The organism is Kibdelosporangium philippinense, from assembly GCF_021390435.2.
Classification (GTDB): Bacteria; Actinomycetota; Actinomycetes; order Mycobacteriales; family Pseudonocardiaceae; genus Kibdelosporangium; species Kibdelosporangium philippinense.
On sequence record NZ_JAJVCN010000001.1, the window covers coordinates 1186350 to 1211656 of the forward strand.

Consider the following 25307-nt stretch of genomic DNA (forward strand, 5'->3'; position numbering starts at 1 on the left):
ACGCGAGGAGGGTGTCCAGTGAACACCCTCCTTGCCGCACTCAGCTGACCTTGGCGAGCACCTCGCGCACCGCGTCGATCACCCGGTCCTGTAGGTCCGTCGGCAACGACGGGTACATCGGAAGGGAGAAGATCTGCCCGGCGAGGTCCTCGGTCACCGGCAGCGAACCTGTGCCGTACCCGAGATGCGCGAAGCCGGTCATCGTGTGCACCGGCCACGGGTAGCTGATGTTGAGCGCGATGCCCTGCTTGCGCAGTTCCGCCATGATGGCGTCCCGGCGGGGATGGCGGACCACGTAGACGTAGTAGACGTGGGTGTTGTGCTCGTTGACGGCGGGCAGCACCAGATCGGTGTCACCCAGACCTTCGGCGTAGCGCCGAGCCACGGCGCGCCGGTTGTCGACGTACTCGTCGAGGCGGGAAAGCTTGCGCCGCAGGATTTCCGCCTGGACCTCGTCGAGGCGGCTGTTGTGCCCGGGCGTTTCGACCACGTAGTAGCGCTCGGCCATGCCGTAGTAGCGCAGTCGGCGCAGGGCGGCGTCGACTTTCTCGTCCGGGGTGACGACCGCGCCGCCGTCGCCATAAGCGCCGAGCACTTTGGTCGGATAGAAGGAGAACGCCGCCGCGTCGCCCATGGTGCCTGCGAGCCGTCCGTGATGCCGTGCGCCGTGTGCCTGTGCGCAGTCCTCAAGAACGGCGATGCCGTGGCGGGTGGCGAGGTCTCGCAGCGGTGCCATGTCGACGCATTGCCCGTACAGGTGGACGGGCAGCAGGCACCGGGTCCGATCGGTGATCACGTCGGCGACCTGATCGACGTTCATCAGGTAGTCCTCCGGGCGCACGTCGACGAAGACCGGCTTCGCGCCGACAGCGTCGATCGCCACCACGGTCGGCGCCGCGGTGTTGGACACCGTGACGACTTCGTCGCCCGGCCCGACGCCAAGGGCCTGCAGCGCAAGTTTCACCGCGTTCGTGCCGTTGTCAACGCCGGTGCAGTGCGGCAGGCCGTGGTAGGCGGCGAACTCTTCCTCGAATCCCCGGACACTGCGGCCAAGGACCAGCTGACCTGACTGAAATACCGTTTCTACCGCGTCAAGAATGTCGTGACGCTCTTTGGAATATTCCTCGAGGTAGTCCCAAACATGAATATCCATGCGCTGTCGTGTCCCCGTTCGAATTTTTTCACGAGCACAGTCCGCGCAGCTCGCACCGCTCTCGAAGACCGCTGAAGTCGCTGTTCGAAGCCTGTCTCGTGCCGCGTTTGCGGTCGATGAACGACAACAGCGGCTCCCCCCGGCGGCAATGCCACTGACTTAAGCATTCCAGCTGGTCGCAAGCGGTGGAGGGTCGACTGCCGGTGGCATTTAATGTCCACAATGGACGATTGGCTGTCACGTAAGTCCCACTTGCCCCGCGCGTCACGCCTGTTATCCGGGTTGGTGCCGTGAAGGCCACCCTCGCGGCGTTCAACGCCAATGCCAGGAACTTAACCAAGTCCACGTGGGCTGCTTTCGAGCATTTCAGGGTCCACTATGGACAAAGAGTCGCCTCTTCAGTCACCTGCGTCACAATAGCCCCACCTATCACGGAATGCGATGCCGCGAAGGCCACCTTGACTGCACTCAACGCGCTCAACTCGGCCCTCACACCCTCCAACGCCGCGCCTGTGCCACGGCAGCCGGTCCCCAGCGCCGACCTACCCGTGCCAACTACAGATATTCGCAGGTCAACGGACCGAACCTGTCTCAGTCTCGACTAACTCCGAACTTTAAGTTCCTGGCATTGGCGTTCAACGCCCCAAAAGTTCCCCTCACGGACCGTCGCGGGCCTGCATGAAGGCCACTGTGGACAGTCCGCCGACTATCAGTGGCGCGGTCACACCTTGCTTGCGGGCCGGGCCACCCGCGTTCCGCACCTCTGGAGATCACCCTCGCGCCCCACGCCTGCAGGCCACCTCTGAGGTGCGAGAACTCTCTTAAGTCAGTGGCATTGCCCCCGCGGTCCACCGCGATGTGGTCGGCTCAGGCGCCGGGCGTCGACGGTCCTCGCCGACACTCGCGCAATCCTCGAGCCGGACTTGAGATCGGCTGGTGGGACAGCCTTTGTGACCCGACCGGTCCGTTCTGGTGGACCGATGGATCCCACCCGGTATCCTTCTGATCGTCCCTCTTGTCCGTTTTCCGGCTTCTCGGTAACGTCGTTGTTCGACGAACTAGTCATCATCCACGACGCTTGGGGGCATCTGTGGAATTTCGCGTTCTTGGGCCGATGGGGATCTACGGCAGCGAATTAGGCGTCAACGTCGCGCCGACCGCACCCAAACCGCGGCAAGTCATCTCGTTGCTGATGCTTCGTCGCAATGCGCTTGTGCGGGTCGACGAGCTGATCGACGAGCTGTGGGCTGGGGGGCCGCCGACGAGCGCGATGACCACTCTGCAGACCTACATCTACAAGGTCCGCAAGATTCTGCAGCGGCAGAACGCCAATGAGATTCTCGAAACCCGGCCGGGTGGCTACTCGCTGCGCGTCGAGGACTCCGCGATCGACCTGTTCCACTTCGAGCAGGAAGCCAGGACCGGACAAGACCTTCTCGAGGCCGGTGATCCCACACAGGCGTCACGGACGCTGCGAGGCGCGCTCGAGCGGTGGCGCGGGCAGGCGCTTGCCGACGTCGAGCGCGGTCCGCTGCTGGAGTCCTACGTGACGCGCATGGAGGAGCTGCGCGTCCGCACGCTGGAGCTGAGGATCAACGCGGACCTGCAACGCGGCCGTCATCACGAGCTGGTGAGTGAGCTGCGTTCGCTGGTGCTCACCCAGCCGCTGCACGAGCACCTCAACGCCTCGTTGATGATCGCACTGCGCCGGTCCTGCCGTCGGCACGAAGCGCTCGAGGTCTACCGCACCCTGCGTACCAACATGATCGACGAACTCGGGCTCGAACCGGGCCGGGAGTTGCAGCAGCTCCACCAGGCGCTGCTCGCCGACGACGAGCAACTCGGCCCGCTCGATCCGGTCCTTGAGGCGTCGCCGCTCACCACTCTCACGGCGGCAGGGCAAGAAAAGCCGGTCACCGAGGTCCCGCGGCCACGGCGGCGAGTGCACTTGTCGAACCCGCCAGAGGCCGAAGGCGACCTCACCTGGCGTCCCGAAGTCCTTGACCAGATCCGCGCAGACCTGCCATCGGACGGTGGCGGCCCAACGGTCGTGGTCATCCACGGCGGACCTGGCTTGGGCAAAACCACACTGGCCATGCACGAGGCCCGCAGGCTGCAGAGCCGGTACGCGGGCAGGCAGATCTACGCGACGCTGCACGGTTCCCGGTCGAAGGCGCGCAGCGCGGCCGACGTATTACCGGACCTCCTGCTCGGCATCGGAGTACCGGCCGCCGACATCCTGGCGGCCGGGCCAGACCAAGCGGCGCTGTATCAGTCGATCACGGCCGATCTCGAGATACTGGTGGTCCTGGATGACGTGGCGGACGCGGACCAGGTTCGGGCGCTGCTGCCCGCAGGCCCCCGCGGCGCCGCGTTGATCACCAGCCGATACCGCCTGCCAGAGCTTGACGGGGCAAGGCACGTCTGGCTCCGCCCACTGACGCCGTCCGAAGGAGCGGACATGCTCGGCCACATCGTCGGCTGGCCCCGCCTCGGGCATGACCGGACGAAGGTCGAAGGGCTCGTCGAACTGATCGACGGCCTGCCGCAAGCGGTGCAATGCCTGGCGTACCGGCTGATGTTGCAGCCCGCACTGCAGATCGACGAGCTGGCAGAGCAGCTGCAGGTATCGCCGTTCGAGGTGCTGCGGATCGGCGACCTGGACGTGCGTGCCTCACTGGAGCGCGGCTACCGCAGGCTGGACCGCCTGAGCCAAGGCGTATACCGGCTGCTGAGCTTATTGCCGTCCCGAGGCTTCACGGCGCGAGCGGTCGGTGACTTGCTCGGCTGGGACAGCGGTGCGGCACACCGGATCCTGAGCGACCTGGCCGCGTCCCACCTGCTGCTGGAGTGTCGAACGTCGACCGACATCGAGGACGCGACCTACCGCTTCACCCGGTTGGCCTTGAATTACGCGCGGGAACAGTTGAGCTGCACGCTGATCGACGCATCCGGCTTCAACTCACTGGAATGGGAGCCCGTCGGCGCCGCCGCCTGGACAGGCGCGGACTAACGACCAGCCCGGACAGGTGGGCGGCCGTCCGCTGTCGCGTACGGCCGCGCCACCCGAGTGGTTAGTGCTTCAGTTCGTCAGGTGCCATTGACCGCCGCGGACTTCCAGGACAGCGAGTGCCGACGGCTGCAGGCCGGAATGGTTCTGCGCGCTGTTCTGGATCCTGCCTGACGCGCCGTCGATTCCCATTGTCTCCAACGCATTCCGCAGCGCCTTCCCGTCAGTGCCGCCGGTCTGCTGGATCGCGTTGACGATCATCTGCAAGGCGTCCGCGGCGAAGGAGGAGAAGCCGGAGTAGTTCTGGTACGCGGCCGTGTAGTCCTGGTACCACTTCTTCTGCACGGCGACCGCTGGGGAATCGCCGGGAATGTCGTTTGCGGCAAGGGTGCTTGGGAAGACCATGTGGGTTCCTTCCGCCGCGTCCCGTGCGCCTTGGATGTAGAGCTCCGCGCCTGCGCCCGCGTCCAGATAGACGCCGCCGGTGAAGCCGACGTTCTTGGCGTTCTGCGCGATGATTCCCGCGGCTGGGGACACTGCCCACACCACGAGTGCTTGCGGGTTCTTGGCTTTGATGTTGTTCAGCTGGACCGTCATATCTTTGTCGGTCTCGCCGAATTGTTCCGCCTGCGCGATTTCGATGCCTTGCTTGGCTGCCTCGTCGGTCACGGATTTGCGGCCGTCCTGGCCGTAGACGTTGTTGACGTTGAGCAGGCCGATTCGGGTGATGCCTTGCCGCTTCAGCGATCCGAGCAGCACTACGGCGTCTTCGCTGGGGTTGGGCGATATTTTGAAGGTGTATTGCCGTTGGTCCACCGGGTTGGTGACCGCGCTTGCCGATGCGAGGGCGATCGCGGGTACTTGGTGGTCCTCGATCGTCTTGGCCGCCGCGACCGCGCAGGCGCTGCAGCCGCCTTCGATGAGGGCGTTCACCTTGTCGTTGTTCAGGAAACCGTTGACGTTCTTGATGCCTTCGTCCGGTTTGGTCTGGTTGTCGCGCACGATCAGTTCGATCTTGCGACCGTTCAGTACGTTCGCGTCGTTGAGCTGCTTGACTTTCAGCTCGAGCGCGTTGCGGTACGCCGTGCCGATGCTCGCGGTCGGGCCGGAGAGCTCAAGGCTGGCACCGATTTTGATGTCACCGCCGGTGGATTGCGTTTCCGTGGCGGCGCAACCGGCCGTGGCCAGTATGGCGATCAGGCCCGCCGTCATCCATCGAATACTCTGCACGACTTTTCCTTTCACTTCGACCGATTCCGGATCAGCCCTGCGACGCCGTTGGGCAGGAAGAGGACGACGAGAACCAGAACGGCCCCGTAGACCACGATCTCGTAGTTGCCGGACGCACCGGGAATCAGGTGCGGCAGCAGTGTTTTGGTCGCCTCGGACAAACTCAGCACGACCAGTGCGCCCAGCGGCGCGCCCCACACCGTGCGCAGACCACCGACCACGGCGACGACCAACAGTTGCACGGAGTTGAGCAGCCCGAGCATGCTCGGATCGGCATACGAGGTCCAATGCACGTACAGGCCCCCGCCCAGCGCCGCCAATGCCGCGGCGAGAGCGAAGGTTCCCCTGCGCAGCGCGGAGATCGACACCCCGCTGGCCGCGGCCGCGACCGGGCTGTCGCCGACGGCGGTCAATGCCCGGCCGACCGGGGAGCGCAGCAATGTGTCCACAAGCACAACCGCGATCAGGAGCACGGCGGCGACCAGATAGTACGTGTCCACATCGGACGTGAACTGGAAGCCGAACAGCGACATCGATGGCACGCTGGTGATTCCGCTTGTGGCTCCGGTCAATGGCAGCTGAGCGAACAGGAATCCCAGCATCAGGCCGAAGGACAACGTGGCCAGTGCGAGATAGTGCCCCTGAACCCGGAACAGCAACCGTCCGAGCAACCACGCCACACCTGCGGCCAGCACGACCCCGGCCAACACACCCAGCGCCGGTGCGAGGCCCACGCGGGTTGTCAGCAACGCTGAGGTGTACCCGCCGATGCCGTAGAACGCCGCCTGGCCGAGGGAAATCAGCCTGCCGTGCCCGGTCAATGGCACGAGCCCGAGTGCGGTGATCGCCTGGAGTCCCATGAGGACAGCGACGGACATGGTGTAGAACGGCACTCGCGTGAAAATCGCAGGCACCAGGAGCAACACGACAAGGAACGCGGCGTAGCCGGTCCACCGTGACCGAAGAAGGAGCGTCATACCCGGCTGACCTCCGCACGTCGGCGCAGCAGTCCGCCCGGCCGGACCAGCAACACCACCAACAGCAGCCCGTAGGTCAGCGTGTCTTTGTACTCACTGGACAGATACCCGGTGGCGTACGCCTCGACCAAACCGATCACCAGGCCGCCCGCGGCCGCGCCCGCTGGTGAGGACAGTCCACCGATGACCGCAGCGGTGAACCCCTTCAATCCCAACGCGACCCCGATCGTCGCGTCTGGCGGCTGCAATGGCGCGAGCACCGACCCTGCCGCCGCGGCGAGTGCCGCGGCCAGGCTAAAGACCAGCAGTCCCATCCGTTTCGGCGAGATGCCAGTCAGCTGGGCCGCGCCTGGATCCATCGCACTGGCACGCATCGCGGTTCCCGTCACCGTGCGGGTCAGAAACAACCACAGCAACACCACGAGGACAACCGTCACCCCAGCGCACCAGAGGTATTGACGCGGCACCGCGACCCCAAGCAGCCGCAATGGTTCGCCAGCGCTGAATTCCGGAGCGAAACGCGCGTCCGCGCCGAAAACCAGCAACGCGGCACCCTGCAGCACGATCGAGACACCGATGGTCAGGATCATCAACCGGTCATGGCCAGCGCGGTGTGCCGGAGCGATCACCAGCAGGTGGGTCAACGCGCCGATCGCGGTCGTGCTGGCCACGGCGATCACCACCGCGAGCGGAGTGCTGAAGCCGTTGGCACGCAACGTCGCGAACACGAGTCCACTGACCATCACGAAATCGCCCTGCGCGAAGTTGATCACCCCGGTGACCTGGAAGATCAGGGCGATACCGAGACCGACCAACGCGTAGGTCATGCCGGTAGCCAACCCGGTGAACAGTTCAGCCACGCGACTCTCCCAAGTAGACCTCGTGCACGCGCGGGTCGTCGCGTAGCTCCTCGACTGGGCCGTCGGCCACGATCTCACCGCGGTCGAGCAGATAGCCGCGTGCGGCGACCCCGAAGGCGACGGCCGCGTTCTGCTCGACCAGCGCGACGGTGACACCGGCGCGAACCAGCTGGGTCAAGGCGCCAGCCACCTCCCGAACGGCCAGCGGGGCGAGGCCGAGTGACGGCTCGTCGAGTAGAAGCAACCGTGGACGGCCCATCAACGCCCGGCCGATAGCGAGCATCTGCTGTTCACCGCCGGAGAGCAGGCCCGCGCCCTGGCGTCTGCGTTCTGCCAGCCGTGGAAAGAGGTCGAACACTTCGGCAACCCGTGCGGTGACGTCTTTGCCACGAGCTCGCCGGTACGCGCCGAGCCGGAGGTTCTCCTCGACGGTCAGACCAGCGAACACCCGCCTGCCCTCAGGGACCAAGGTCAATCCGGCCAGCGCACGTCGTTGCGCGGACCAGCGGGTGACATCGTGGCCGTCGAACACCACCTGTCCGCTCCACGGCCGAAGCAGGCCGGAGATCACGCCGAACAAGGTGCTCTTGCCCGCACCGTTCGGTCCGACCAGCGTCACCGCCTCATGCTCCGCCACCGACAGGTCGACTCCGTGCAGCGCTTCGATCACCCCGTACCCGGCGACAATGGTGTGGACCTGAAGCATCTCAGTCCACCTCGCCGAGGTACGCGCGCCGCACGGCGGGGTCTGTGACGACTTCGTCCGGTGTTCCAGTCGCCAGCACAGTGCCGTGGTCAAGCACGACAACATGGTTGGAGACCGCTAACACGCTGCGTACGTCATGCTCGACCAGGACAACGGTGATGCCGTCCTCGGCCAGTTCGGCGAACAGCCGTGTGGCGCGCTCGCCCTCCACATGCGACAAACCGGCCAATGGCTCGTCCAGCAACAGCAACTCAGGCTCGACAGCGAGCGCCCGCGCGAGTTCCACCCTGCGCTGCAGACCGTAGGCGAGTGTGCCAGCGAGCCGGTCGGCGTGTTCGGCGATTCCTACCCGCTCCAGCACCGTCAGCCCGGATCCGCGGTCAGCGGCTTTACGCCCATGCAGTGCCCACCGCGGCACGAGCACGTTGTCCAGCACCGACAGGGAATCGAACACCTGAAGGTTCTGGAACGTCCTCGCCACGCCGAGCCTGGCGATCTTCTCGGCGCCGAGCCGGGCGATGTCGGTGCCCGACAGCGTGATTGTGCCGGAGTCCAATCGCGACACACCGGACAAGACGTTCAGCAAGGTGGTCTTTCCGGCACCATTCGGACCTATCAGGCCAAGCACACCGCCCCCGGCGTAACGGAAACTGAGGTCGTCAACGGCACGCACACCACCAAACCGCACGGTCGCGTGCGCCACCTCGATGTCCATTCAGGTCAAACCTCCCAGGTCCATCTAACGGCCCAAGATCGCGATATCAAACCGAACGGTGAAGAATGACCCGAACGGTCAACGTGCGATGCCCGAATTACTAGATGGGTCTATTGTGGACGCGCGTGTCACGTCAGTCCGTGGGCCAGTCTGCCGGTTCGGGACGGACCCGGATCGCGAGTTGCCCGAGATTGCCGCCCGACATCATTTCGACAAGGGCCTGCGGAGCGGCTTCGAGTCCGTTACGGATGTCCTCAAGCACGTGCACGTCCCCGTTGGACGCCATCGCCTGCAGATCCTGGAAAGCCACGGCCCAGCGGTCGGTCAAGTCGGTCGACCGGAAGCCTTCAAGCTGCAGCCTCTTGGTGAAGACCTGGAAGGCGAGGTCGGGCGGGCTTGGCGTTGACTGGCCGCTGTCGTGGCGCGAGCTCGTACCGATCAGTGCGACCCTGGCCTGCTGTGTGAGCAAGGGCAAGACAGCGTTGAGCACGTCGCCGCCAACGGTGTCGAGGAAGGCGTCAACTCCGTCCGGACACGCCGCTTGCAGGTCTTCGGCGACTGTGTCGGAGGTGCGGTTCACCGCCGCGGCAAACCCCAACTGGTCCACGAGCATCGCGTTCTTGCGGTCCGAACTGGTGATGCCCACGACGCGGGCGCCGTGCACGCGGGCGATCTGTCCGGCGAGATGGCCGACTCCGCCTGCCGCACCGGATACCACGACCGTGTCGCCCGCGTGCACTGAAGCGACGGCGCGCACGCTGAAGTAGGCTGTCAACCCGTTGAAACCGAGCAGGCCGAGGTGACGCGAGAGGGGCCTGAACTTCGGCAGCGGGCGGACCTCGGACGGGGACGCGAGCGAATACTCCTGCCACCCACCGTTCCCGACGGCGACCATGGTTCCCGGCGCGGGGCCGCCGGATGGTGACGCGACCACCTCGCTGATGGCGGAGCTGGGGATCACTTCACCCACTGTCAGTTGTGGACGATAACTCGGGCTCCGCATGACAGCACGCGCGCCAGGAGCTACGGAAACGTAGACGGCACGGAGGAGCACCTGGTCTCCGCCTCGGGTGGGGACTGGGGCGGTCTCCGTCCTGAAATGACGCAGCTCCACTGGCCCGGATGGCCGCTCTGCCATGACGATCCGCAATTGCTCAGGGTATTCCGGCATTTCATGACCTCTTTGGACTGTTCTGGTGCCGACGACGATATGCGTCCCTGGATCTCACGGCAGGCTGAATGGCGGCAATCCGCCATGTGAGACAGGTCGGTCCGAGCTGATCGGGTGGAAGCGGCGGATGTGCGGAACGTCGACAGACAAGCCGGTGGGCATCCACCAGCTGGAGCGGCTGGAAGGCGGGATCACGATTGGCACGCTGCCCCGGGCAGGGAGTGGCCCGACCGGGCTGGGGCCAAGTGGCTTTGTATGTCATTTAGACGATCGTTTGTTTACCGTCAAACACAATCCGCCGGTTACGTCGGATCACCCTTGAGGGGTAGTGATATTCGGCCATGCCTCGGGATTCAATACGAGGCAACCCAGGCTGGGGCTGGGATCGTCGACTAGTTGGGGGATAGTGCTGTGTCTGACTCCTGTGCGCGACACCATGATTTACCGATCTTCGAGATCCAGCAACCTAGTTCGCTTCCGGTAGGCAAGTATCAACCTTATGTTCCGGTCGGTCTTGCCGATCGCACGTGGCCAGATCGGGTGCAGCGCCGGGCACCGATCTGGTGCAGTGTCGACCTTCGGGATGGCAATCAGGCTTTGCTTGAGCCGATGAGTATGGCCAGTCGGCAGGAGATGTTCCGGCTGCTGGTACGTATGGGGTTCAAGGAGATCGAGGTCGGCATGCCGGTCTCTTGCCGTGCCGACGCCGAGTTTCTGCGCTGGCTTGTTCGCAGTGACGCTGTTCCTGACGATGTGACGGTTCAGGTGCTTGTTCCGATGCGGCCCGAGTTGATCGTTGAGACCGTCAATATGTTGTGGGGCTTGCGAAGGGCCGTACTGCAGGTTTTTCATCCGGCTTCTCCCGCGCAGCGCCGGATGGTTCTTGGGCTCAGCCGCGAGGAGATGTTGCGGTTGGCTGTGGCCGGCGCGGATCTCGCTATGCGGCTGCGGGATGGGATGCCGTGCGAGATCCTGCTGCAGTACGCTCCCGAGTCGTTCACCCAGACTGAGCCGGAATACGCGCTCGACTTGTGCAATGCGGTGCTGGAACGGTGGCAGCCAACGGCGGCCGATGGGGTACGGGTGAATTTGCCCGCGACCGTCGAGACCTTTCCGCCTCATGAATTCGCGGACCGCATTGAATGGTTTCATCGGCGGTTGGCGTTTCGTGACAAGGTTTTGCTCAGTGTTCACCCGCACAATGACCGCGGTACCGCCGTCGCGGCCGCTGAATCGGCGGTACTCGCCGGGGCCGACCGGGTTGAGGGCACATTGTTCGGAAACGGCGAGCGAAGTGGGAACGTTTGCCTTGTCACGCTTGCGATGAATTTGTTCTCTCAGGGCGTCGATCCGATGCTGGAGCTTGGCGACCTTGACGACATTCGCCGGACGGTCGCGCGGTGTACCAAGATGCCCATCGGCCCGCGCCAGCCATGGGCCGGGGAGCTGGTCTACACCTCGCTGGCTGGGTCGCACCAGGACGCGATCGCCAAGGGCCTGCGTGAACGGGAGCGGTCCGGACAACCCTGCTGGGAGGTGCCGTATCTGGCGATCGACCCGCACGACATCGGCCGGGACTACCAGGCGCTGATCCGGCTGAGCAACCAGTCCGGCAAGGGCGGCCTCGCGTACGTCATGCGCGCCGACCACAACGTCGATTTGCCGCGTGGCGTCCAGATCGAACTGGCCGAAGCCGCCAAGCGGGAGATGGACGAAGGCAGGGACCTCGACTCCGGCGGGGTGTGGTCGCTGTTCGAACGGCAGTACCTGCGGCAAGCTTCGGCCGAGCTGGAGGCCTCGGTCGCGGTGGGTTCGTGCCAGCCCGACGACCTCGTCGCGATGGTCAGTCACCGGCTTGGCTGCCCGGCCCGGCTGGTGGATCTCGTTGAGCAGCCCCGAGGCGCCGAGACGGTGTGCTTTTGCCAGGTCGCGTGCGGCACGGTGACCCGCTGGGGCGTGGGGATCGCCGCGACCAAACAACGCGCGCGGCTCTCCGCGGTCTACAGCGGCCTTGTCCGGCTGGCCGCCGCCAGCGTCCGCGATCGCGCGAGTTGACCTGAGAAGGGCGCCTGCCCCGGGAAAACCCGGAGCAGGCGCCCTTTCCTATGGTCAGCTGACGTCGCGTTCGCGGGCGGACGTGACCATCGTCAGACCGCGGTTGCGGGGCATGGGCATCACCTGGGCGAGCTCCTCGCGCATCGCCGCACTCGCCTGGTCCTGGCGCAGCTCGCCGCGCATCGCCTGGACGTAGACCCACTCGGTCTGCGAGCTCGGCCGCACACCCAGCTCGTCGCGCAGGCGGCGCGTGCAGATGTCGTGCCAGCGGCGGACCGTGCCCAGCTCGCCGAACTTGCCGTGCACGGTCATCAGCAGCTGGTAGGTCTCTTCGCGGTACGGGTCAAGCTCGACGATCCGGCGGCACCAGCGCGCCACGTCCGCGATGTCTCCGCAGCCGAGCGACTCCGTGGTGAGCCGGTCGAGCGCGCGCAGGGCCAGCGACTTGCACCACTGGCGCTGCTCGACGATCCAGTCGGCCGAGTCGCCTGCAAGGAAGTCGCCCTGGTAAAGGTGCATCGCCTGGCTGTAGGCGGCCATCGCGGCCGTGGTGTCGCCTGCCCGGTCGGCGTCGCGGCCCCGGTCGATCAGCCGCTCGAACTGGTCGACGTCCACCCACATGTTCTCGGCGTGCAGGACGTAGCCGAAGTCCTGGTGCACGATCCGCACGCCGTGCTCGCCGTTGCCGTCCGGCCGGATCCGCAGGATCTGCCGCAGCGCGTGCATGGCCACCTTCAGCGAGCTGGAATTCGGCGACCACTCGCCTTGTGGCCACAGCACCTCGTACAGCTTGTCCCGGAGAATGACACGGTCGGAGTGCATGAGCAGATATTGGAAAAGGCTGCGGGCCTTGCCTGCCCGCCATTTCTGAACGGGCGAGCCGTCGATGTGCACCGAGAAGGCGCCGAACAGCCTGACGTAGACGGTCGCAGTGGCAGCGTTGGTGGTGGACATCGGCGATTTCCCTTCGGCCTGTCGAGCTGCTTCGCGCCGTTGATGGCGACCGCCCCCTCGGGCGCCGGGCAACTCGTACAGGTTCGAAGTTATCCCCTGCTCAGGGCCATACCAAGGTAGCTGCGACCGCCGTCCGGCAAGACACATCCAAGGTGGTGGCGGCAATGTGACAAAGGTAGTAGAGAGATGGGTTGTTGGAGTGATACCAATCACACGGGGGTGTGAGAAAACAAGGTATGACTATTAATTCTTACCTACTGCCCCCTACTTCTTACGAGAGTGTCGCGGTCGGTCGTGACAATGCGTCCACAAGTGGTCGCACATTGTATTGGCTCGGGTTACTCGCCAAAGAAGCCCGTGTTGTCGTCCAAGTCATGTATGCGCTGCGTTTCCTCGTCGGCGTCTCGATGACCGTGCCGGTGACCGGTTTATGGAACTTATCGACACTAACCGGACTGGCCGCATGGGTGCCGGTGGTCGCCGCGATATATCTGATCAACGGCATCGCGGACATCGAAGGCGACCAGCGCAACGGCTCCAAGCGGCCGATCGCGACCGGTGCGCTGAGTGTGGAGGCCGCGTGGCGCGCGGTCGGTTGGCTGGTTTTGTTCGGCCTTTCGGCGGCCGCATTGGTGTCGTACGAGATGGTTGCGCTCTCATTGGTAATGCTTGCCGTCGGCTGGGCCTACTCGTGCGGTCCGTGGCCATTGAAAAACACTGTCGCCGGCGTTCTCATCGGTGGCTCCGTATTGGGGTTCTTGACCTATCTGGCCGGATTCGTGGCCACGCCAGGTGGCGTCCTTTCGGTTGATTTTTTGGTGCTGGCGGGTGGGTTGTCGCTGTGGATGGGCGTGGTCGGCGGATTCACCAAAGACCTCAAGGACGTGCCAGGAGACCGTGCCGCGGGCCGTCGCACGCTGCCGGTACGCCTCGGTGTGCGGCGTGCCGCGGTTGTCGCCGCTGTGGTGGCTGTCGTTTTCGCGCTGCTCTATGCTGGCTTGGTCAGCTCGGTGGCGGTTGCGCTGGTGCCGCACTCGATCGGTCTGTTCCTCGGTGCGCTCGCCGTTGCCGCCATCGCTGGGCAGCCGCCTGGGGAGGGCAGGACGGTACCGAAGTGGCCATATCGCGCGTTCATGATCACGCAATACTTCGCGAATCTGCTCGCTGTGTGGTCATGACCGGGCGCTGGGGCGGACAATTGAAAAGTTATCCAGACCGGTGCGAGGGGGATCGGATGATGGGATCCGACTCGGTGGGCGACACGGATGGCCTGGTAGAACTGATATCCGCGGCCCGGGAGAACATTCTCGTGGCTTATCGTGAAGCGTTGACTACGCTGGAGAGTCATATTGTCGACGACACCGCGTGGCTCGAGCAGGCGATCCGGCAGGCGGGCGCGATTCTCGACGAGATCAAATGCGTGGATCTGTCGGTCGAAACGACCCCTTCGGTCAGTGATTTTCTGCCTGACCAACTGAGTTCCGAAATCGGCGAGACCAGAGCGAGCCACGGTGTGCACCCGGCCGAGTCGCTGCGCGCGGCGACGATCCTCTTCGACATCGTGCTGCGGGAACTGCACCTGAGTGACCATGCGGACGTCGAGCTGACGGTCGCGTTGAGCCGGGCGCTGCACCGGGCGATCATGCGCCGAATCGGGGTCGCCTCCGTGTCGTACGCGAGCCTGCTGCTGGAAAAGGTGCACAGTTCGCACTTGGCCGAACGGCACCGGATGGCCAGGGAGCTGCACGACCGGGCGGCGCACGCGATCGGCGTCGGCCTGCAGAACCTGCAGCTGCACGACATCTATGTCGGCGGTCAGCCGGAGCTCTCGGCCCGCAAGCTCGAGACGGCAAGAGTCGCATTGGGCGAGGCACTGCACACCGTCCGGGCGTTGTCTGCGGAACTGGGCAGCGCACTGGGGGCGGACCGGCTTGAAGTCGCGTTGCGCAAATACCTGGCGATCAGTGTCTCCCCGGCCATCAAGGTCAAGTTCACCGTCGCAGGCGACGACGGGGTGGTGCCCGCGCCGTTCGCGGAGGAGCTCTACCTTGTCCTCCGGGAAGCGGTACGCAATTCGCTGCTGCATGGTGACCCTGGACAGATTGAGATAGCCGTCGACATCGTCGATGGTCATTTCAACGGCGTGGTGCGCGATGACGGCACGGGATTCGACGTCACGCGCGTCCTGCGAGAGGGAAGCGGGGTCGGATTGACGTCCATGCGGGAACGCGTCGAGCTGCTCGGCGGATCGCTCAAGGTGGTCAGCGGCAACACGGGCACGGTCGTGTCGGTGTGGGTCCATCTGCCGGGCGGGCCGTCATGACCGAGGCAACGCCAGTACGTCTTGTGGTCGTCGACGATCACACGCTCTTCCGTGAAGGCGTCAGGGAGATGCTGCAGACCGCGCCGAACTTCCAGGTGGTCGGCGAGGGGGAGTCCGGCGCGCAGGCCATCACGCTGGCCGGGGAGCTGCAGCCGGACGTTGTCCTGCTTGACGTGGAGATGCCCGGCCCCGGCGTCGCGGTGACCATCAAACAGATCCGGTTCACGGCCCCGTTCACCAAGATCGTCATCCTGACCATGCACGACGACCCGGTGCTGGTGCACGATTTGCTCGAGTTGGGAGCGTCGGCTTACCTGGTGAAGACCGTCGGCAAGGACGAACTCGTCGCGGCGGTCCGTTCGGTCGCCCGTGGCGACGGCAACGTGCTGCTGTCGGTGTCCCGGATGACCATCGAAGGTCTCGACCGCCAGCACGAAAGCAAGATCATCTCAGGCCGTGAGCTCGAGGTGCTGCGCCTGCTGGCGAAGGCGAAGAGCAACGCACAGATCGCGGCGGAGCTGTACATCGCGCCAGGCACGGTCAAACGTCACCTGACGAACATCTACGCCAAGCTGGGCGCGGTGTCCCGGATGGACGCGGTCCGCAAAGCCGTGGCCGCCCGGTTGATCAAAGGCGTAGAAGACTAGGGTCTGTTTCGAAAGTCATGGGAGCCACTCGTTGATCGCTGCGATGGTGACCGTGGTTTCGTAGCGAACGGCGAGCTTGTCGTATCTGGTGGCGACGGCTCGGTTTCGTTTGAGACGGTTGATCCCGCACTCGACAGCGTGCCGTTGCTTGTAGATCTCCTTGTCGAATGCGGGTGGTCGTCCTCCGTGTGAGCCCTTGTTCTTGCGGTTGCGGACCTGGTCGGCCTTGTCCGGGATGGTGCAGCGGATACCGCGCCTGCGCAGGTAGGCGCGGTTGGCGCGGGACCCGTAGGCTTTGTCGCCGAGCACCCGATTCGGGCGGCAGCGCGGCCGACCGCGATCCCGCCGGGGTACCCGGATACGGTCGAGCACCACCTGAAACTGGGGCGAGTCACCTCGCTGGCCAGCGGTGATCACGATTGATAAGGGCTTTTGTCCCTGCTCGACCGCCAGGTGAGTCTTGGTCGTCAACCCGCCTCGGGAGCGCCCCAGCCCGTGATCGGCCGGTTCGACCTCGACCCCGCCCGGAGACTCCTTCTGGAGATCCCCTTTTGACGCGCACCAGCCGCGTGCTGGTGCGCACGAGCCACCGTGGAGTCCACGCTGACATCCCAGGTGATCAGGCCCGCAGCGTCCGCGTCCGCCTGCAACGCGACCAGAATCCTCTTCCACGTGCCATCCCGTTGCCACCGCCGGAACAAGCCATACACCGTCTCCCACGGGCCGTAACGCTCCGGCAGATCCCGCCACGGCACACCGGTTCGAACCCGAAACCGGATCCCGTCAATAAGCTTCCGCTTCGCATGCTTCGGCGGCCTGCCAGGCTTCTTGCCCCTGGGCAGCAAGGGTTCCAGCTTCGCCCACTGCTCGTTGGTCAGATCACCACGCCCCACGAATCAAGATCATCTCAAACCTTGATCAACTTGTGAAACAGGCCCTAGAAGCCAGACCTCGTGAGTGGTTATGCGGGTTAGAACGCGCATAACCACTCACGAGGTGGCGGACGCGTGGCTTTAGCCCGCCAGTTGGGGACTGGCGGGTTCAGGAGTGACCCTCAGACGGCTAGGCGGGCATGCTGCCAGCCTGGTCTCCCTGCGGGCGCGGAAAGGCGTTTGCCACCAGCGGTCGCGGCGAACCGTAGCCGTTGCATCAGCTCGGGCAGGTCTTCAACCGGCAACGCCTGTTTGCCGTCACACAGCGCGGATGCGGGATCGCAGTGGGATTCCACGATAATGCCATCGGCCCCACAAGCAGCCGCCGCCAGCGCCAGCGGGATGACCCGGTCGGTCGCACCGGCCGCGTGGCTCGGGTCGACGATCACCGGCAGATGGGTACGCTCCCGGAACACCGTCACCGCCGTCAGGTCGAGCGCGAAGCGGTAGCCGGACTCGAAGGCGCGGATTCCACGTTCGCACAACACAACTTGCGAGTTGCCGCCGTCAAGCAAGTACTCGGCTGCCATCAAGGTCTCGTCGATCGTCGCCGCGAGGCCGCGTTTGAGCAGGACCGGGATGCGGGTGGCCCCGACCTCGCGCAACAGCGCGTAGTTCTGCATGTTTCGCGCGCCGATCTGGAGCATGTCGACGTTCTCGGCGAGGATCTCCACGTCGCGGACGTCCACGACCTCGGTGACGAACGGTAGCCCAGTTTCCTCACGGGCGACCTGCGCGAGGTCAAGGCCTGCCCGGCCAAGGCCTTGGAACGCATAGGGCGAGGTGCGCGGCTTGAACACGCCGCCGCGCAACGCATGCGCGCCTGCCTGCTGTACGGCCCGGGCGGTTTTGCTTAGCTGGGACTGGGTTTCCACCGAGCACGGCCCGGCGATCACCGTGAACTCCTCGCTGCCGATCAGTGCCTCGCCGAGCTTCACCATCGACCCGCCGTCCCGCGCGGCTTTCGCCGCTTGGGGGTAGTCGGCGCTCAGCTTGGCCACTTCGGCCACTTGGTCGAGGTCCGCCAGCGCGGCTTTGACGGCGTCGAGCGAACCGGGCGCGGACACCATGGTCGGGGTGTGCACCCGTGGCACAACCCCGGTCCGGCTGGTTCGTTCGACCACTTCGGACCGCTGTGCGTCCGTCGCGGTCTGCTGTAACCGGATCACGATCGTCATGACAGAGCTCCTTCAACCCCAGTACGGCAGATCATCGGTCGTCCCTGAGTGCGGGCACATCGTCGATGCCGTGTGCCTGATTGAACAGATCCGCGCCGATCCACCACGCAGATTCGTCGGTCGCGTACCGGACCAGCCGCTGCCGGTGGTCGGCGAGCAGCGCCAGCGCCTGCTCCGATGGCGTGCCGGGCGGGAAGGACCAGTGCAGGCGCAGCGCCTCGTCGTCCAGCACGACCTGGACATCAGCCACGCCGTACGGCCCAGTTGACCAGACCGCGCGGACGATCTCGGCGGGCACGTCGCCGTGGATCACGGTGTTGATCAGAACGCTGAGCAGGACCGCGGCCCTGGCGGGACGGCCAGCCCGGGACCCGGTCGCACGGGCGCGTTCGGCGAACGTCGGCAGGCCGCGGTCGTCGGCGGGTCTGGCCACGCTGAAGAACCCGGCCAGGTCGGCGACCTGCTTGTGGACGGCCGAGCGTTCGAACGTGCGCACGGCGAGCAGCGGCAACCCGGTGGCACCGGGCAGCCATGACAGCTTCGTGTCGTCCAGCGTCTCGTACAGCGCGGCGGCGATGGCGCCCTCGGCGGTGGCCGCGGCCGCGTCGCACCGGGCGAGGAGCGCGGTGTAGGTGCGGATGTCGATCTCGGTGGAGACAATGATCGGTTCGGCCGGGTCGGCCGCGATGAGCAAGGTGTCTTCGGTGACGGCGTCGGCCCGGTCGTTCTCGGCCCACCGGCCGAAGGAGCTCTGCGCGTAGTCCCGGAACGTGATCCCTGGTTCGGCCAGCGTGCTGAGATCTTCGTACCCGGCAGCCAGTTGGGGCAGCAGAATCCGGTGCACGGTGTCCGGGTCGACGGTCAGCGGGGACACCGCCAGCTGGATCTCGGCGGTGTCGTCCGGCAGCAACGTCACCCGCAGGGTGTGCGAGTGGGTCGAGCCCCGCAGGTCGGCCCGACCCGCCGCCACCCGGTCCCGCGCCTCCTGCTCGCCGAGGTCACGCAGGTCGACGATCTCGGGATCGGGGCCTTCACACAGCACCACCTGCTCACCGTCCGGTTGTACGACCGTGCGAAGCGCGTCGTGCCGTTCGACGAGCACGAGCCAGGTGTGCACGAACCGGTCGATGTCGAGCCAGGTGCGTTGCCATTCGTACAGATCCGCCGGTCCTTGCCGGTTGCCCTGCGCACGCCAGAGCAACTGCTGCGGCGTCGTCAGCGGGAACGGCCGGTATCGGCTGGCGGCGTCGTGCACGATGGTTTCGTTGTCGCACAACCGGGCCTGTTCGACCGCGCTGGCGATTCCGTCCAAGGTCGGTGACTTGTACAGGTCGGCCATGGTCAGCTCGACGCCGTACTCGTCCCGCAGCCCGGACAGCAGCCGGATCGCGCGCAACGAGTCGCCGCCGAGCTCGAAGAAGTCGTCGAGAGTGCCGATCTCGTCGATCCCGATGACCTCGGACAGCAGCGTCGCGATGCCGCGTTCGAGCGGGGAAGTTGGCTCAAGGTAAGGCGTTTCGAGGTCCGGCCGGGTGCGTGGCGGCGGCTGGAGCGCGGCACGGTCGATCTTGCCGTTGGCCGTCGTTGGCAAGTCGTCAACCACGTACGCCGACGGCAGCATGTACGGCGGCAAGCGGCGAGCGAGCTCGCTACGCAGCCTGCGGACCGTCGGTGGGTTGCCCGGATCGGGTTCGACGTACGCGACGAGCCGCCGGTACGCGGGTATGTCTTCCCACGCGAGCACGGCGCATTGCCGTACGCCGGGCTGTGCGGCCAAAACGCTCTCGACCTCGCCGAGATGCACGCGGTAGCCGCGGATCTTCGTCTCGTTGTCGAACCGGCCGACGATCTCGATGACCCCGTCCGGCCAGTGCCGAGCCACGTCACCGCTGCGGTACAACACCGGATACGGGTCGTCCGCGAGGGGATTGTCCAGGAACTTCGTCCGGTTGGCCTCTGGCCGGTTGAGGTAGCCGCGGGACAGGCTGTCGCCGGAGATGTACAGCTCGCCGAGCACATTGGGCGGAACCGGCTCCAGCCGTTCGTCCAGCACGTACGTCCGGACGTTGGCGACGGGCCTGCCGATCGGTGGCATCCTCGCCACCCGCTCGTCACTCGTCAGCCTGGCGGCCATCGCGGTGAGGTCACAGGTCGCGACGACGTTGGCTTCCGCGGAGCCGTACACGTTCAACACGGTGAAGGGCAGCTCGGGCGGCGGCCACGCGCGGACCCGTTCGCCCGCGATCCGCATCGACTTCAGCGGGGTCTCAGCAGGCCACGCCAGCGTCCACAGCCGTTCGGCCATCGCGGTCAGCTGAAGGGTGTGCGTGATCTGGTTCTCGATAAGCCAGTCCCGCTGCTGTTCCGGTGAGGCGGCGATCGCTGGCGGCGGGATGTACACCGCCGCGCCTGCCGCGAGCACCGGGAAGCAGTCCACCTCGACAAGACCGAAACCTGGTGAGCAGAGCCAGGTTCCGCGTGACTCCGCGGTGATCTCGCACTCCAGCCGCAGCACGTGCATGGTGTTGCGCAACGGGCCGTGGCGCAGCATGACCGCTTTCGGCACCCCGGTCGAGCCGGAGGTGTACGCGACGTGGCTGACGCTCTCGTCGGTGATTTCGCCGCGCGGGTCGAAGTCCGGCCGCGCCTGCCAGGTGATCGCGTGCGCGTCGGCGAGTACGACCGGGCAGCCTTCCTCGGCCAGCGGCAGGATCGAGGCGAGGTGCTGCTTGGTGACCACGGCGACGGCCGACGAGTCGGAAAGCATGAAGGCGAGCCGATCGGTCGGGTACTCCGGATCGAGTAGCACCGCCGTCGCGCCCGCCTTAAAGATCGCCAGCTGCACGATCAGGCTTTCCGCGCAGCGTTCCATGAACACGCCGACGTTGTCGCCTGGATTGGTGCCCAGCACGATCAGGTGGTTGGCCATCCGGTTCGCGCTGGCGTCCAGTTCGCCGAAAGTCGTTGTCACGCCTTCGTAAATCACCGCCGGAGCGTCCGGTGTGGACTCCGCGACGGCGGCGATCAGCTCGTGCACGTGTTGCGGGGGAACGGGTTGGGCCGTGCGGTTCCATTCGACGAGGATCTGGCGGCGCTCTTCGGCATTGAGTAGCGGGACCTCGCCGATCTGCTCGTCGGCGCGACCGGCGATGAACGCGGCCATCAGCCCGCCGACGTGGTTGGCGAGCCGTTCGATGGTCGTGCGTTCGTACAGGGTCGCGTTGCCGACGAGCGCGGCTTTTGGCTCGCCATGGACGTTCTGCAGCACGATGACCAGGTCTGCGTAGCGAAGCTCGTTGTCGTTGGCCGGTCCGTCGCCACGGATCGCGATCAGGCCGTGACACGGCGCCTGGCTGGTGGCGCCGTCGGCGGTGCTGATGCGCAACAACTCCCCGCCATCCACCGCGCCGACTCGCTCCGCATCGGCGATCGACTCCACTGTGGACGATCGAAGGGCGCACAGCGTGTCGGAGTTCTGCAGCCGCAACCGGGTCACGGTCAGCTGCTTGTCCAGGATGCCGACGAGCAGGTCGGTTTCCCCGGTGTAGCGCAGGATCAACGTCGCCAGCGCGGCGAGCGGCAGCTCGGTCGCGAACTCACCGCCCGGTTTGGCGAGGACGGCGGCCATGTCGGCGGTCAGCGGGATCGCGCACACCAGCGGTTCGATGGCGCGGGGCGACCTCGGCAGCCGGTCGGTCGGCACCGGCTTGACCATCGGCGCACCGGCAAGGTGTTGTTGCCAAGCCTGGTGGTCCTCTTGGCGCTCGCGCACTGTTCTCTCCTCTCGCGGGCGCCGTGTCGCGTTGGCGGCGCCAGGTCGCTGTCCCAGCCCGGTCATGCCGACAGGGCTTCGGACAACGTGCCGTTCTTGGTGGATCCGGGGGACGCTTGCGGCCGTAGGCGGGCGAACGAGCGGCGCTGGTGCCAAGCCGGGGACGAAGCGCAGCCGCGCACGAAGTTCTTGATCATGAGAAGGCCGTTCTGGGTGCAGATGCTCTCCGGGTGGAACTGCACGGACTCGATCGGCAGCCACCGGTGGCGCAGTCCCATCACGTACCGGTCGTCGCAGGACCACGCGGTGACCTGAAGGCAGTCCGGCACGGTGTTCTGCACGACCACGAGCGAGTGGTAGCGGGTCGCGGAGAAGTCCTCTGGCATACCGGCGAACAGGCCGGTGCCGTCGTGCCGGACCTTGCTCGTCTTGCCGTGCATCAGGTGGTGCGCTGGCACGACCTCGCCGCCGAAGGCCAGCCCGATCGCTTGGTGGCCGAGGCAGACGCCGAGGATCGGCAGCTGGTCGCCGAACGCCTTGATGATCTCGACGTGCCCGGACTCGCTCGGATGGCCGGGGCCGGGGCCGAGCAGGATGGCGTCCGGCCGCATTGTCCGGATGTCGGTCAGCGTGAGCTCGTTGGACCGCACCACGATCGGTTCGGCTCCAGCGCTGAGCAGATATTGCCGGATGATGTAGACGAAGCTGTCGAACGCGTCCACCACAAGGACTTTCGTAGGCACGTTCACGACAGCTCCCTACCGGTGACCGCCCAGTAGGCGGCGTTGGACTTGGCAAGCGTCTCCGCCCATTCCCGACCGGGATCCGAGTCGGCGACGACGCCGGCTGAGGCTCTGGTCCGATAGACGCCTTCGTGGTGGATCAGCGTGCGGATACACAGGGCGAGGTTGAGGTAGCCGCCGAAACCGATCAGACCGAGCGCTCCCGCGTACAGGCCGCGCCTGCTGGTCTCGACCTCCTCGATGATCTCCATCGCACGGATCTTCGGCGCGCCCGTCATCGTTCCCGCTGGGAACAACGCGGCGATGATGTCGTAGCTGTCGGTGTCCTCGGCGGCCTGACCGACCACAGTAGACACTAAATGTAAAACGTGTGAGTACTTCTCGACGACCATGCTTTCCCGCACGTCCAACGAGTCCGGCAGGCAGATGCGGCCGATGTCGTTGCGGCACAGGTCGACAAGCATGACATGCTCGGCGATCTCCTTGGGGTCGCCGGAAAGCCGAGCGGCGCCAGCCTCGTCGTCGCCGTTGCGGGGTAGCGTGCCCGCGATCGGCCGCATCACCACTTCGCCGTCCTCGACCCGGACGAACAGCTCAGGGCTCGCGCCGATGATCGTGTGGTCGGCGACTGTGGCGAGGTACATGTACGGCGAGGCGTTGCGGGCGCGCAACCGCCGGTACACGTCGATCGGGTCGGCGGCGCTGTGCATGGCGACCTCGTGGCCGATCTGCACCTGGTAGATGTCGCCGATCGCGATGTGGCCAAGGCATTTGTCCGCAATGGACAGATAGTGGTCGCGGGTGATGTCGTCCTCGATCAGCTCGACGGCCACATCGCGGGCGTCGTCCGGCACGTCGGTGCCGCCGGACAGCACCGCGGCGAGCTCGGCCGGGTTGAGCGACGGCCAGAGCTCGCTGCGGTGCAGGATCAGCGTCGAGTCGGCCGAGCCGACTTCGGTGTGCAGGACTCCCTGGTAGAGCACGGCATGGAAGTCCGGGAGGTCAGGGCCCGGCTCGATCAGGTACGGCAGCTCCTCGATGTAGCGGGCGACGTCGTAGCCGAGGTATGCCATGAAGCCGAACTCGAATCCGTCCGCCGAGCCGGGCACGTCGAACGTCGACTCAACGGTCCGGATCAGGTCCCAGAGCGTGTAACCCGCGCGCAGCCTCGGCCGGTCGCTGTCCGGCTCCAGCAGCGGCGTGATGCGGCTCAGCACGGTCCGGCGTAACGCCTCGACGCCGGTGACGGTCACCTTGCCCGTCGTCACCGACACGGCGAGCAACTCGCCGAAGCCGACGAAGTGCTGACGGCTGTCACTCGCCGGCCCACCCGCTGATTCCAACAGGAACACCTGGTCGGAACCGAAGCGTTCGGACAGGGCGAGATAGGCGGTCAGCGGCTCGGCAGCGGGCAGCGACATCCGATCGGTGTGCGTGGCGACCTGCTCGGTCATCGAGATCTCCCTCGAGGAGTTGGGATCAGGTCGTGATCGCGTAGCGGTGAGCGACTTCACGGGCGGTCCGCACGATGTCGTCAACCGCGACCCTGCGGTCGAGGATCCGTGCGGCCTTCCAGCTGACGAACGCGCCGGTATTGGTCACCGGGTCCAGTTCGGCTTCGACGGTGATATCGGCGAACACGCCCGCGCGCTCTCGTAGGCGCGACGCGATGCCCGCGCGAACGGCGACCGGGTCACCGCTGATCTCGGGCAGCAGGTCGAGCCGGACGGTGACCTCGTCGTTGCCCGACGCGTCCCGGTCGATCACCACTTGGTAGCCAAGGCAGCCGCGAACCCCTGCCAGCACAGCGGATTCCAGCTCGGCTGGCTGCAGAAGGGCAGACCCGAGGTCGATCCGGTCGGCGGCGCGGCCGATCACCTCGATCACCGGGCCGGGCAGCTGTGCGTCGTCCGGTCTTTGCTCGATCCGGACAAGGTCGGCGGTGCGGTAGCGGATCAGCGGCTTGATGCCGTCGATCAGCATGGTCAGCACCAGTTCGCCCTCGCCGCTGCTGCCGACGTACTCGCCCGTCTCCGGGTCGACCAGCTCGGCGATGTAGTTCAGCTGGGACAGATGCAGCTTGCCGCTTGGCGCGCCGGTCGCGATGCACAGAGCCTCTTGCGAGCCGTACAAAGTCGGGTGAACGACCGCGCCAGGCCAGATCGACGAGACGTTCGCACGGAACTCGGGCGTGCAGATCTCGCCAAGGACAAGGAAAAGCTTGAGTGGCAGCTCGTCAGCGCGGTAACCGTAATGCCGTGCCGCCTTCGCGAGGCTGAGGCACAACGCGGGCGCGCAGACGATCACCTCGACGCCGAGTTCCTTGATCAGCCGCAAGGCTTTGCGGAACCCGACCCTCGGCGACTCCGGCCAGATCTTCACGTGGCAGGCGCCGAGCGAACCCGTCACCGCGGTGAACACGTCGCCGAACGCGTACAGCTCGGACGGGCCCATCAGGCCGACGACCGGCATTCGGTCGCCGAAGTACTGCGCGAACAACGTGCGCCATGACCGTTCCACGGCCGCGTTGCTGGTCATGATGTCCCGCGGGCCACGTGGACACGGCGTCGAAGCGCCGGTGGTGCCAGTGGTCTCGTAGAAGATCGCGGCGTCGGCCGTGCTACCCGAAAGCACGTCGTACATCTCGCGGCGAAGGTCGGCTTTGGTGGTGAAAGGCAGCTGCCGCAACGTCTGCGGGGTGACCTCCGTAATGTCCACTCCGGAAAGATGACGGCGGTAGAACGGCGAGAACATGGTGACGTGCCGCAGCACCGTGGTCAGCCGCTGCCGTTGCCATTCGGCCAGACCGGCAGGCGTCAGGGTTCCGGCGTAGTAGCTGTCAATGGTCTCGGTGTACTCGTCGCGGAAGCTCATGGCAGGC

19 protein-coding genes are annotated in these 25307 nt (G+C 65.8%); 5 read left to right on the top strand and 14 right to left on the bottom strand.

Annotated elements, in window-relative coordinates:
• Nucleotides 1-40: 40 nt before the first annotated feature.
• The gene (locus tag LWC34_RS05500) at nucleotides 41-1153 is read right to left on the bottom strand and encodes a DegT/DnrJ/EryC1/StrS family aminotransferase (protein ID WP_233723312.1); all 1113 of its coding nucleotides are present in this window, start codon (nucleotides 1151-1153) and stop codon (nucleotides 41-43) included.
• A 1090-nt stretch (nucleotides 1154-2243) separates the two neighbouring features.
• Between LWC34_RS05500 and LWC34_RS05505 the strand changes: the two genes are divergently transcribed.
• Nucleotides 2244-4166, top strand: a complete 1923-nt coding sequence (locus tag LWC34_RS05505; protein WP_233723313.1) for an AfsR/SARP family transcriptional regulator — start codon at nucleotides 2244-2246, stop codon at nucleotides 4164-4166.
• A 69-nt stretch (nucleotides 4167-4235) separates the two neighbouring features.
• On the opposite strand, the gene LWC34_RS05510 is transcribed toward LWC34_RS05505, so the two are convergent.
• From LWC34_RS05510 to LWC34_RS05535, 6 genes are all read right to left on the bottom strand, one after another.
• A complete protein-coding gene (locus LWC34_RS05510) occupies nucleotides 4236-5393 on the bottom strand; it encodes an ABC transporter substrate-binding protein (protein ID WP_233723314.1) in 1158 nt (385 codons plus the stop codon).
• Nucleotides 5394-5404: 11 nt separating this feature from the next.
• The gene (locus LWC34_RS05515; protein ID WP_233723315.1) at nucleotides 5405-6370 is read right to left on the bottom strand and encodes a branched-chain amino acid ABC transporter permease; all 966 of its coding nucleotides are present in this window, start codon (nucleotides 6368-6370) and stop codon (nucleotides 5405-5407) included.
• Entirely contained in the window at nucleotides 6367-7230 is an 864-nt protein-coding gene (locus tag LWC34_RS05520) for a branched-chain amino acid ABC transporter permease (RefSeq protein ID WP_233723316.1), read from the bottom strand. Before LWC34_RS05520 ends, LWC34_RS05515 begins: the two co-directional genes overlap by 4 nt.
• Complete coding sequence (locus tag LWC34_RS05525) at nucleotides 7223-7936, bottom strand: ABC transporter ATP-binding protein (RefSeq protein ID WP_233723317.1); 714 nt, start codon at nucleotides 7934-7936, stop codon at nucleotides 7223-7225. The genes LWC34_RS05520 and LWC34_RS05525 overlap by 8 nt, the downstream gene beginning before the upstream one ends.
• Before the next feature lies 1 nt (nucleotide 7937).
• The gene (locus tag LWC34_RS05530; RefSeq protein ID WP_233723318.1) at nucleotides 7938-8651 is read right to left on the bottom strand and encodes an ABC transporter ATP-binding protein; all 714 of its coding nucleotides are present in this window, start codon (nucleotides 8649-8651) and stop codon (nucleotides 7938-7940) included.
• A gap of 133 nt (nucleotides 8652-8784) precedes the next feature.
• Nucleotides 8785-9822, bottom strand: coding sequence for a zinc-binding dehydrogenase (locus LWC34_RS05535; RefSeq protein WP_308199972.1), 1038 nt, complete (start codon nucleotides 9820-9822; stop codon nucleotides 8785-8787).
• A 411-nt stretch (nucleotides 9823-10233) separates the two neighbouring features.
• Between LWC34_RS05535 and LWC34_RS05540 the strand changes: the two genes are divergently transcribed.
• Nucleotides 10234-11877 (top strand): 2-isopropylmalate synthase, encoded by a 1644-nt coding sequence (locus tag LWC34_RS05540; protein WP_308199973.1) that lies wholly within the window; start codon nucleotides 10234-10236, stop codon nucleotides 11875-11877.
• Between the two features lie 54 nt (nucleotides 11878-11931).
• Here the strand turns inward: LWC34_RS05540 and LWC34_RS05545 are convergent, their stop codons facing one another.
• On the bottom strand, nucleotides 11932-12831 hold the full coding sequence (locus LWC34_RS05545) for an AfsR/SARP family transcriptional regulator (protein WP_233723320.1): 900 nt from the start codon (nucleotides 12829-12831) through the stop codon (nucleotides 11932-11934).
• A gap of 374 nt (nucleotides 12832-13205) precedes the next feature.
• Here LWC34_RS05545 and LWC34_RS05550 point away from each other — a divergent pair, with 374 nt between their 5' ends.
• The 3 genes from LWC34_RS05550 (at nucleotide 13206) to LWC34_RS05560 (ending at nucleotide 15801) form a co-directional block, all read left to right on the top strand.
• Entirely contained in the window at nucleotides 13206-14009 is an 804-nt protein-coding gene (locus tag LWC34_RS05550; RefSeq protein WP_233723321.1) for a UbiA family prenyltransferase, read from the top strand.
• 149 nt (nucleotides 14010-14158) lie between these two features.
• The gene (locus LWC34_RS05555) at nucleotides 14159-15154 is read left to right on the top strand and encodes a sensor histidine kinase (RefSeq protein ID WP_233723322.1); all 996 of its coding nucleotides are present in this window, start codon (nucleotides 14159-14161) and stop codon (nucleotides 15152-15154) included.
• The gene (locus LWC34_RS05560; protein WP_233723323.1) at nucleotides 15151-15801 is read left to right on the top strand and encodes a response regulator; all 651 of its coding nucleotides are present in this window, start codon (nucleotides 15151-15153) and stop codon (nucleotides 15799-15801) included. Before LWC34_RS05555 ends, LWC34_RS05560 begins: the two co-directional genes overlap by 4 nt.
• A gap of 15 nt (nucleotides 15802-15816) precedes the next feature.
• Here LWC34_RS05560 and LWC34_RS05565 read toward each other — a convergent pair.
• From LWC34_RS05565 to LWC34_RS05590, 6 genes are all read right to left on the bottom strand, one after another.
• Nucleotides 15817-16694 (bottom strand): IS5 family transposase gene (locus LWC34_RS05565; protein WP_417448663.1). Its coding sequence is split into 2 segments (ribosomal slippage): nucleotides 15817-16301 and nucleotides 16301-16694, totalling 879 coding nucleotides; the frame shifts between segments, so codons are not numbered across the junction.
• 161 nt (nucleotides 16695-16855) lie between these two features.
• Entirely contained in the window at nucleotides 16856-17911 is a 1056-nt protein-coding gene (gene aroF / locus LWC34_RS05570; protein WP_233723325.1) for a 3-deoxy-7-phosphoheptulonate synthase, read from the bottom strand.
• Nucleotides 17912-17942: 31 nt separating this feature from the next.
• A complete protein-coding gene (locus LWC34_RS05575; protein WP_233723326.1) occupies nucleotides 17943-21683 on the bottom strand; it encodes an amino acid adenylation domain-containing protein in 3741 nt (1246 codons plus the stop codon).
• Between the two features lie 62 nt (nucleotides 21684-21745).
• Nucleotides 21746-22432 carry an anthranilate synthase component II gene (locus tag LWC34_RS05580; RefSeq protein ID WP_233723327.1) on the bottom strand — a complete coding sequence of 229 codons (687 nt, stop codon included), beginning with the start codon at nucleotides 22430-22432 and terminating at the stop codon, nucleotides 21746-21748.
• Entirely contained in the window at nucleotides 22429-23880 is a 1452-nt protein-coding gene (locus LWC34_RS05585; protein ID WP_233723328.1) for an anthranilate synthase component I family protein, read from the bottom strand. Before LWC34_RS05585 ends, LWC34_RS05580 begins: the two co-directional genes overlap by 4 nt.
• A gap of 25 nt (nucleotides 23881-23905) precedes the next feature.
• Nucleotides 23906-25300, bottom strand: coding sequence for a phenylacetate--CoA ligase family protein (locus tag LWC34_RS05590; RefSeq protein WP_233723329.1), 1395 nt, complete (start codon nucleotides 25298-25300; stop codon nucleotides 23906-23908).
• Nucleotides 25301-25307: the final 7 nt, after the last annotated feature.